The organism is Phocaeicola sp. RTP21359st1_B8_RTP21360_211022, from assembly GCF_040911965.1.
Taxonomy (GTDB): Bacteria; Bacteroidota; Bacteroidia; order Bacteroidales; family Bacteroidaceae; genus Phocaeicola; species Phocaeicola vulgatus.
Genome location: NZ_JBDFXP010000006.1, coordinates 153195 through 164010, shown reverse-complemented (window position 1 = coordinate 164010; position 10816 = coordinate 153195). Strand labels below are relative to the sequence as shown.

At 42.3% G+C, this 10816-nt stretch carries 5 protein-coding genes; 1 reads left to right on the top strand and 4 read right to left on the bottom strand.

What is annotated here, in order from left to right; genetic code table 11:
• The 4 genes from AB5062_RS05000 to AB5062_RS04985 form a co-directional block, all read right to left on the bottom strand.
• A partial coding sequence (locus AB5062_RS05000; RefSeq protein WP_368331260.1) for a beta-N-acetylhexosaminidase occupies nucleotides 1-2136 on the bottom strand: 2136 nt, incomplete at its 3' end.
• A 17-nt stretch (nucleotides 2137-2153) separates the two neighbouring features.
• Nucleotides 2154-3737 (bottom strand): sulfatase, encoded by a 1584-nt coding sequence (locus AB5062_RS04995; RefSeq protein ID WP_016271809.1) that lies wholly within the window; start codon nucleotides 3735-3737, stop codon nucleotides 2154-2156.
• 207 nt (nucleotides 3738-3944) lie between these two features.
• Nucleotides 3945-5780, bottom strand: coding sequence for a RagB/SusD family nutrient uptake outer membrane protein (locus AB5062_RS04990; protein ID WP_032953090.1), 1836 nt, complete (start codon nucleotides 5778-5780; stop codon nucleotides 3945-3947).
• Nucleotides 5781-5809: 29 nt separating this feature from the next.
• Nucleotides 5810-9031, bottom strand: coding sequence for a TonB-dependent receptor (locus tag AB5062_RS04985; RefSeq protein WP_032953091.1), 3222 nt, complete (start codon nucleotides 9029-9031; stop codon nucleotides 5810-5812).
• A gap of 281 nt (nucleotides 9032-9312) precedes the next feature.
• Here AB5062_RS04985 and AB5062_RS04980 point away from each other — a divergent pair, with 281 nt between their 5' ends.
• Nucleotides 9313-10698, top strand: a complete 1386-nt coding sequence (locus AB5062_RS04980) for a GDSL-type esterase/lipase family protein (RefSeq protein ID WP_032953098.1) — start codon at nucleotides 9313-9315, stop codon at nucleotides 10696-10698.
• Nucleotides 10699-10816: the final 118 nt, after the last annotated feature.

Below are 10816 nucleotides of genomic sequence, written 5' to 3'. Positions count from 1 at the left end.
CTGTTTACCGGATACTTTACGATAATCCCGATTATCATTTGAAACCCACACTTCAATATCTGCCGGTTTATGGGCTGCCATGCCATAATTCGTTATGCATCCCACTGATACAGAACGAAGCGACTCCTTCTTTTGCAAATCTATAGTAAAAGCGACAGAATCACTGCTTTCCCATGAATGCCATTCGAAATCCGACTGGCGCAAGCTGCCACGTATACCATTTACTAAAATCTTCCCAGCCTGTGTATTTCCTAAAACAGGTTTGGCGGTAGCCTTATTCCAAACCAAAGGCAATGTCAATGTTTTTCCCATCTGCCGACCTGCTCTATAAGTCGTACACTTTATAGTTTGTGTACCGGTCACCATCAACGGGTTCTTATATAGCGAAGACCGGTCTGTCGGCTCCTTACCATCCATTGTGTAACGGATTTCCACATCAGGACGTTCACATTCCAGTTTCACCTGTAGCTTTCCATTTACAGGGGTTACCGTATGTTGTATATTATACATGGAACAGGCAAACACAATTCCTTTAGCAGACAGATGCTCGTTGAATTTATCCATTGCTACCAAAAAACTTCTCCAATTTTTATGCCAAGGCTGTGTCCAAGCCACTTCGGCTAAAGCAGCCAGACGAGGGAACAGCTGATATTCCACATCTTCCGGTTTATTGCAAAACTCAGTCCACATAGAAGCCTGTACTCCCATCAGCAAGGAACGTACCTCCGGACTCCATTCTTTCTGTATCGGTTCATACCTATATACATCCTTCAATGTATTATTCCCAAAATAGGTCAAAGGTTCAAACCATTGCGGTCCCTGATAACGAATCAAATACATGATACGTGCAGGAGTCATGACAAACCTATGCCCTTGCTCCGCTGCCTTGACGGCAGCCTGACCGTAGCCTCTCCAACCATAAATAATTGCTCCGTCGGGAATCCGGGTATTGGTCAGTTCATCCCAGCCCATGGCTTCTTTCCCTTTGCTTTGTACATATTTACTCATTCTCGCCATAAAATAACCTTGCAACGCTTCTTCGTCCTCCAAGCCTTCCTGTCGCATACGCTCCTGACAAAGCGGACACTCCTTCCAATGCGTTTTCCGAGCCTCATCTCCACCCAAATGAATATACCTGGAGGGAAACAGCTCCACCACCTCGTCAATCACCCCTTGCAAGAAAGTGAACACACTATCGTTTCCTGCACAGAAGATCACATCCGCATGATTTCCTCCCAATCCTGGAAGGACACCGATAAATTTATCGACCACAGGACAAGCCAACAACGGATAAGAAGCCAACGCAGCATTACTATGAGCCGGCATTTCAATTTCAGGAATCACTTCAACCTGATGTCGGGCGGCATACGCCACTATCTCACGGATATCCTCCTGTGTGTAAAATCCTTTTTCTACAGTCGGTTCACCCTGCCGGGGATTACGACGCTCCGGAAAAGATTTTCCAGGACGATCTACACGCCGTGAACCGATTTCCGTAAGTAAAGGATATCTCTTTATTTCAATACGCCAACCATTATCATCCACCAAATGCAGATGCAGGGTATTGATTTTCAACATTCCCATACAATCGATAATACGAAGCAGATTCTCTTTCGGAATAAAAAAGCGGGCCACATCCACCATCAATCCACGATATCCGAAACGAGGTTCATCCTTGATTGTCATAGCCGGCACGCTCCAATCCGCAGTTTCCACCACCGCTGTGCCCTCAATGGAAGCAGGCAATAACTGACGAATAGTCTGCAAGGCATAAAAAAAACCTTTTGTATCTGAAGCTTTAACTATTATCTGCCTGGGAGTTATTTCCAGATGATACGCCTCACTCTTTAATGCGTCATCGGTGAGGAAACTGATTTTCCCCTTCTTTTCTCCAACCTTCACACAAGGAGTAAATCCGGCCGCCTGGGTAAAAAGAGCAGAGAAACAGCGTGCAACCTCTGCCTGCTCCTCATTTTCTACCGTAAAGTCTGTTTTTCCGGAGAAAGTAAAATAACCTGTACCCGGAGTAATACTCTCCGGGCAGGGAACAATAGATATAGATTGGATTAGGTTGTCAGCTGGTAAGGCCATAGTCGCAAATAACGACCATAGCAAAATCAAACAGGTGTATTTCATGATATATGCTATTTTTCTTATTCTTTGTCTCTATCGGGTGAAAAGCGTACCGGATCATTATACTGCTCCTGCAATCTTGCCAATTCAGTCTTCAGCTCCGTCACAACCGGTTCATATTCTTTCTGACCATAAAGATTATGCATTTCCGTAGGGTCTGCCTGTAAATCATACAATTCCCACACATCAATATCATTATAAAAGTGAATTAATTTATAACGCTCTGTACGTACACCATAATGACGTTTCACCATATGTTCTGCCGGATATTCATAAAAATGATAATACAATGATTTGCGCCAATCAGCAGGTTTTTCTCCTTTCAACAGTGGAAGCAACGAAACACCTTGGATATCTTCGGGAACAGGAGCACCTGCCAATTCCAGAAAGGTAGGTGCATAATCTATGTTTTGCACCAGTTCTGTAATATCACCTTTCCTGTCAAAACCTTTGGGCAACCGCATTATAAGCGGAGTATGCATGGATTCTTCGTACATAAAGCGTTTGTCAAACCAACCATGTTCTCCCATATAGAAGCCTTGGTCTGAAGTATAAACCACCAAGGTATTGTCCAGCATATTCTTTTCTTTCAGATAATCCAGTACACGACCTACATTATCATCCAACGATTTCACTGTTTTCATATAGTCACGCATATAGCGCTGGAACTTCCAATCGGCCAATTCTTTACCCTGAGGATTCTTTTTATAGAAGTCATCGATAATGGGACCATAAAACTTATCCCATGCCGCACGCTGCCCCTCATCCATACGTCCGATATAATTTTCATAAAGAGCCTTCAAACGGGTTTGTTTATCGGGGCGAAGCATCTTAAGGTCATAAATCATATCCATATCCTTCACGATGCTCATTTCCTGAGCCGCTGCCGCAGGACGTCCTTCATAATCATCAAAGAAATTATCGGGCAACGGAAAAGTTTTATCTTCATACAAAGACAAGTTACAAGTATCTGCCAGCCAGTTGCGATGAATAGCCTTGTGATGAATCAAAATACAAAAAGGTTTGTCTTTATCCCGTTTGTTCTCCATCCAGTCTATGGCATCATCAGTAATGATATTGGTTATATACCCATGTTTTTGAATGGTGTCATTGTCTTGCGTAATAAAATCCGGATTATAGTAATCACCTTGTCCGGGTACAATCTCCCAATAATTGAAACCTGTGGGCAGACTCTCTAAGTGCCATTTTCCGATAAGGGCGGTCTGGTATCCGGCCTGTTGCAGCAGCTTCGGAAAAGTCTGTTGCGAACCATCAAATATACAAGTGGTATTATCATAGAATTTATTAGCACAACTATGCTTGCCGGTAATCATGCAGGCACGGCTGGGACCACTTAATGAATTGGCCACAAAACTGTTAGTAAAACGCACTCCGTCATTAGCAATGCGGTCAAGGTTAGGCGTTTCCATATAACGCTTGTCATAGCAGCTCATCATCTGGGCAGTATGGTCATCGGTCATTATATACACGATGTTGTAAGGTTTCTGCTCCTCAGTTTTCTTTTGTGAAGCGCATGATGACAAAGATGCCACAGCAGTGATGCCGGTCAAAGAAAAAAGTAATCCTGATTGTAGGTTGTTCATATTCATAAATTTAAATAAGCAAAGAATTAACATCCGCAAAGATACAAGTTATGTTATTGTTTCTTGTCTGGAAATGACTATTTTATATCTGAGAATGTCCAAAAACAGGTTACAGACAAGAAAAAAACGGATGCAAAGCGCAGGTGCGCCCTGCATCCGGAAAAATCCAATAAAGACCTATTGAATAAAGCGTTCTATCATGTTTTCTTAATTAGTATAACCATAATTATTATCACTATAATCAAGAGCAGAATTGGTATCTATCTCATCTTTCGGAACCGGGAGCAATAAATTTTTCTTCAGGAAGTTTTCATCATTCAAATTTCCATCATTAAAAATACGTTCTCCCCAGTTCCCGTTCCCTTTAGGATTATTGGCCACTGATTCTTGAATAATTCCATGCCCATTGTTGACCTCGAAAGCTTTTTTCAAAAGCCCTGTGCCGCGTAAACGCATTTTCTGATACATTTCCGGTTCACCGGCACCTTCAAAAATACGTTCAAAATAAATTTTCTCACGCACTTGTTCCTTAGACAAGCCACTCTTCCAGTCAGCCGGCTGAGACGCGTTTCCTGATTGACGCGCTCTCTTCAGCACCTCATTGGCCAATGTTATCGCCTTGTCAGTCTGCCCCAATTCATTATATACATCCGCTGCCATCAGCAACATATCTGCATAACGATACAAAATTAAATTCTTATGACTGTTATTACCACTCTGCTCAGGATCCCATGGTTTCTTGAAATAGGGCCATGACTTTGTATTGGTAGATGGCTTTTTTGTCGCATTTTCCAACAAAGACAACAAGCCTTTCAAATACCCTTTTTCAGCGGGAGTCGCAGTAGCCGTATCGGCAATCATAGCATAAAGTTCTTCAGCTTTCGGACTAGCCGGATCAGCTAATTTCTCGTAAGGAATCCGTCCTACATACAACTTGGGTTTCTTCCATCCGGCAGGTTTTTCTTCTCCTTCAATGGTATATGTAAAATAAGGATAGGCATATACAGTATCGCGCGCCGAAGCTATAGGCTCCTCTTTAGGTTTCTCACCTTTTCCTACTCCGGCATAAGACTTCCAATAAGTCAGGAATGTGCTTTCAATACGTGGATCACCGGGATAAGTAGCCCAAAAATAATCATACAAAGCTTTTGAAGCACGTATGCGGTCCCAAGCCTGCCCATTACAAGAGCCATTAGGAGCGACCAGCCAGCTACCCCGATTACGGGTGGTAGAACCTGCAAGTGCAAAATTCAATTGAAAAATAGATTCCGGAGAACCTTGTACGTAATCAACAAACAAATCACTGAATTTATCCGCCAGCCGGTATTTAGGCATTACCTCATCAAAACACGCTTTTGCCTTCTCCCAAGCCGTATTATCACCCTGACAGCCCAAAGTATGATAGAGTTTTCCTAGATACGCTTTCGCCGCCCACTTCGTTGCAAAACCGTCATCATCTTTTTCCGGTAAATTCTCATAAGCGAACTCCCAGTCAGTACGTACCAATTCAAAGACCTCATTTTTAGGAGAACGAGGAACAGCTACTCCGTCATGAGCAGAGGGAGTGGTCTTTAAAGGTACATCTCCATAGGTAACTGCCAAATTATAATAAGCCAATGCACGCAAAAAACGAGCAGCCGCTTCCATTGGCAATTTATCAGCCGATTCTAACGGACTATCGGCAATATTGGCAATGAATGCATTTGTTTCACCAATCACTTTATACATCCCTCTCCACGCCATTGTGTTTATGGTTTCATCAATTCCTCCGTCCATAGAGACCAATAAATCTGTAGAACTGCCATTCGTTTGTGACCATCCAAAACCACAATATCCAAATGTTACTTCCTGCCATGCCTGGCCATAAGCATTATCAGCCGACATATATCCGTAACATCCCATCAAAGCCTGTTTGGCATTTTCCACAGTACTAAACTGAGTTTTTGTATTTATCGTATATTGCGGGTCTTCATCCAGCCACGATTCGCAGGATGCCAATGACAAAGCACCTGCTAATAAAAATATATATTTTAGTTTTTTCATTTTACAAAAAAAATTATCGGTTAAACTATTTAAAAGGTCACATTTAATCCAAAGACATAAGAACGTTGGCTTGGAAATGCATTCATATCAATGCCCGGGCGTAATCCATCAAAAGCAAACGAATTGATTTCCGGATCGTATCCACTGTAATTAGTGATGACAAATGCATTTTTAACCGAAGCAAATACACCTATATTCTGAAAGCCGATTTTCTTCATCCAAGATTTTGGCAATGTATAATTCAAAGTGATATCCGAACAACGCAAGTAACTTCCATCCTCAATATAACGGTCATAAACCACGTTCTTTACATTCGCCGTAGCCGACGGATAAAGATTTGAATGATTCTCTTCCGTCCAGATATTCCGGAATGCTTCTTGTGTCAAATTACCAGCTTGCCGAGAGGGCGTATAATAACGGATATTCGTATTCAATATCTGATTACCATGCACACCATTAAAAGAAGCCGAAACAGACAGGTCTTTCCAGGCAATACGAGTTTGGAAACCATAAGTAAAGTCCGGATTCGGATTGCCTAAAATGGTTTTATCCTTTTCATCCACAACACCATCCTCATTCATATCCACCGCTTTTATATTACCGGCTCCCAAGTCATTGGCCACAGAACTGGAATAATATTTTGTTGATCCGTCAGCAGCCGTATAAGCAACTTTTCCATCTACAATATCTTCCGGCTGAATAATACCTTGAGTCTTATATCCGAAGAACAATCCCGGTGCCTCACCTGCAATGAAAAGATTAGCAATACCAAAATGATCTCCTATAGAAGTTCCCTGATATCCACGCACATTCTTCAAGGTTCCAAAATCTGTCGGTGCAAAACCCAGGTCACCAATTTTTGATTTATTGAAACCAATGTTTCCGCCCAAACTCCAACTCCAACCGTTCAAGTTACGGAGAATATCTCCATTCAAACTAATTTCAACACCTTTGTTTTTCAACGAACCTTGATTCAACATCACACTTGCAAAACCACTGGAAGCAGGCAATGAACGCGAAATAAGCAAATCATTGGTTTTTTTCTGATATACATCTACTGATCCTGACAGACGGCTGTTGAAAAAAGCAAAATCAAGACCCACATTCCAAGAAGATGTACGTTCCCACTTCAACCCGTCATTCTGCAAATTGCTTACCGCCATTGCCAAAATCTGATCCCCTGTCGCTTTTGCATAATCTATTATTTGTGAATAATCAGAGAAAGTAGCATAGGGATTAATGCCCTGATTGCCTGTAACACCAAAACCTAAACGTATTTTCATTTGATTCAACCAGTTAATGTGCTTCATAAACTCTTCCTGCTCCATACGCCAGGCCAAAGAGAAGGAAGGGAAGTAAGACCATCGGTTACCCCTTTTGAATTTACTTGATCCGTCCGCACGTACAGATGCAGTAAGCAAATATTTATCATAAGCAGAAAGATTGATACGACCTAGATAAGACAGTAACTGATAATCCTTTTGGGTAGGTTGTTCATGAGTCTTCACAGAAGCAAGGTGTAACCCTTTTGTACGTAAGTCAAAATTAGAGAAACGAGTACCCTTCACATTCTTATTCAAGAATGTATGTCCGTCATAAGTTACACCAGCAGTCGCTCCCAGATGAATACCTTTCGCCAAGTCAATATTTAAATTCAATAAGTTCTCTATATTATAATTGGTCTTGTTCAAATTAGCCATGGCTAGCACACCTTGATCATTAGCACCGATAGTGAGCTGCATGCCATACCAACGAGCACGTTCGTTTATATTCACATTTCCTCCGGCACGAAGATTATACGAAAGGTATTTGCAAATATTCCATTTCAAATCCAGACTACCGCCAAAGCTTTTATCATCCGTTATATCATCATAGTCATCCCGCCAGCTATAAACAGTAGTTTTTGCGTCCATGTCCGTTTGTAATGTCGGGTCGTCTGCCGGAATTTCATAAGGAGCTGTATCCAATACTGTACGTGCCAATGAACCGGCAATACCACCTGTCGTATTACCCCCGGTCATCATATCATTTTGTTTGATAGATCCATTCAAAGCAAGCGCCATAGTAACGGACTTTGAAAGGTTAGCCGTAAGGTTTGCACGCAAATCACCTTGTTTAATACCTGTATTGCTCACAATACCTTTTATATCCTTAAAACCACCCGAAACATAATAAGTCATTGCATCCGATCCTCCGCTGACCGATGCAGAATAGACTTGAGAGAAAGCAGATGAATAGGCTTCTTTCTGCCAGTTCTTATAACTCAAGACACGATAGTATTCAGGGTTGGTAGGATCTTTTTTATATTTATCCAAGTTTTCACCATACACATAATGCATCTCGCCATTTGCTTGCGGATAGTACTTTTCCTCGCCGGCATTAGCCTTCATATTGGCATAAGCAGCATACTGTTCCAGATTCAACATATTATGCAGGTTACGGGCATCCGCAATGGTAAAGTTTGCAGTCACGTTTACTTTAGCCTTACCTGCTTTCCCTTTTTTAGTCGTAATGATAATAACACCATTCGCACCGCGGGAACCATAAATTGCCGTAGCCGAGGCATCTTTTAATACAGTGATATCTTCAATATCCGCAGGATTCAAAGCACTTAAAGGATCCTGCGCAATCTGGAAATCACCGCCACCCATAGCCGACTCTGCAAATTCCCCGGTGGAAGATTGCGGGACATTATCAATAACATACAGAGGCTGGTTATCTCCACGCAATGAGTTAGCGCCACGAATTGTCACAGAACTGGCAGCTCCCGGAGCAGCCATAGATGAAGTTACATTCAGCCCCGCCACCTTACCTTGCAACAGATTATTAAAAGAAGCTGTTTTAGAAGCATCGTTAGCATCCGGACGCAAGCTGGCGGTAGCACCGGTCAAATCACTCTTTCTTGCCGTACCATAAGCCACTACCACCACTTCATCCAATGTCTGGGTATCATCTTTCAACTGAACATTCAATACTTTTTTTCCACCGACCGGCACTTGCTGGGTCACATAGCCAATAAAAGAAAACACTAATGTAGATTTGGAGTCAGGAACATCAATAGAATAATTGCCATCAAAATCTGTAATGGTTCCCGTGGCTGTACCTTTCACTTGTACATTCACACCGGGCATCCCCTCGTTCGTACTGTCAGTAACTTTACCTGTTACTTTTATCTGCTGGGCAAACATATCTGGAATTGCTGCCACACAGAAGACACACACTAGAAAAACGTTAAAGAGGTTCTTCTTCATAGAATTAAATTTAAATTAGTAATTTATGATAGTTAACATTATTTTAATCTGTGGCAAATGTAGAGGAAAACAGAAGTATAAGGGGTACAATAATCACTATTTTTAAGTCCAAAATTAGCTAAAAAGGTCCATTTCACCGAGAAATAGTCAATTTTAGAGGAGTAATAAACAAAGTCGGAAACCCGGCCATTGTTTTTTTAAGGACAATGACAACCAACCCAAATATAAAAACAAGTATCTTTGTATCTCCAAATATGTTTTTATCCATTAATCAATATATTATGAAACTAAAATTTTCTATTTTAACGATCCTGCTGTTCTTCTTATCAGCATCTTTTCCCTTGGCCGCCCAAAAGGCTCCCCAACCGTTTGATATTGACACCCCTTCGCTCCGCGTCTTCCTTCCGGCTCCCGAACTGGCGACAGGCCGTGCCATAGTAGCCTGTCCGGGTGGCGGATATGGCGGACTGGCTGTCAACCACGAAGGCTATGACTGGGCACCTTACTTCAACAAACAAGGCATCGCACTGATTGTACTGAAATATCGGATGCCTCATGGTGACCGCACTCTCCCCATCTCGGACGCCGAAGCTGCCATGAAAATGGCGCGCGACAGTGCCGATGTATGGAATCTGAATCCATATGATATAGGTATAATGGGCTCCTCTGCCGGAGGGCATCTAGCTTCAACCATCGCCACACATGCCCGCCCCGAACTCCGCCCTAACTTTCAAATCCTGTTCTATCCTGTCATCACCATGGATAAATCCTATACTCACATAGGATCTCACGATAATCTTTTAGGTAAGGACGCTTCCGCCGAACTGGAAACCGAATTTTCCAATGAGAAACAAGTAACCAAAGAAACTCCCCGCGCCTTTATCGCCTACAGTGACGATGACAAGACAGTTCCTCCTGCCAATGGGGTAAATTATTACCTGGGGCTGCACAAGAATCATGTACCAGCCGTACTCCATATTTATGCCAGTGGCGGACATGGCTGGGGTATCCGCGAAAACTTCATTTACAAGAATGAGATGTTAAACGATTTATCCGCCTGGTTGCGCAGTTTCAAAGCTCCCCGTAAAGATGCTGTCCGGGTAGCCTGTGTAGGCAACAGCATTACTTACGGAGCAGGAATCAAAAACCGGAGCCACGACAGCTATCCCTCCGTTCTAGGCCGTTTGCTAGGAGATAAATACTGGGTGAAAAACTTTGGAGTCAGCGCACGTACCATGCTGAATAAAGGTGATCGCCCTTATATGAAAGAACAAGCTTACCAACAAGCATTGGCGTTCAACCCCAATATCGTTGTTATCAAACTGGGAACCAATGACAGCAAGTCATTCAACTGGGTACATAAAGCAGATTTCATAAAAGATACACAAACCATGATTGACGCCTTTAAAGCCCTTCCCTCACAACCTGAAATCTATCTATGCTATCCTTCAAAGGCATATCTTACCGGAGAAAGCATTAATGATGATATCATCTCAAAAGAGATTATACCTATGATTAAGAAGGTTGCCAAGAAAAACAAGCTGCCTGTCATTGACCTTCACAGCGCAATGGATGGAATGCCGGAATTATTCCCCGACCATATCCATCCCAATGAAGAAGGAGCGAAAGTGATGGCAAAAGCTGTTTACGATGCTATAGCAAAATAAAAGGAAACGAAGGAGCAGACAGGAATTAATCAGCCAAAAAGAGACTTTTTATCGGTTGTCCGCATTATTCATACGTCATTTTGTTGTGTTATTCAAGACAATCAACTATTTTTGTTCC

Bases quoted from the DNA above. Each gene is read 5' to 3' on its own strand.
- AB5062_RS04995 (WP_016271809.1), bottom strand. From the start codon at position 3,737: ATGAACAACCTACAATCAGGATTACTTTTTTCTTTGACCGGCATCACT.
- AB5062_RS04990 (WP_032953090.1), bottom strand. From the start codon at position 5,780: ATGAAAAAACTAAAATATATATTTTTATTAGCAGGTGCTTTGTCATTG.
- AB5062_RS04985 (WP_032953091.1), bottom strand. From the start codon at position 9,031: ATGAAGAAGAACCTCTTTAACGTTTTTCTAGTGTGTGTCTTCTGTGTG.
- AB5062_RS04980 (WP_032953098.1), top strand. From the start codon at position 9,313: ATGAAACTAAAATTTTCTATTTTAACGATCCTGCTGTTCTTCTTATCA.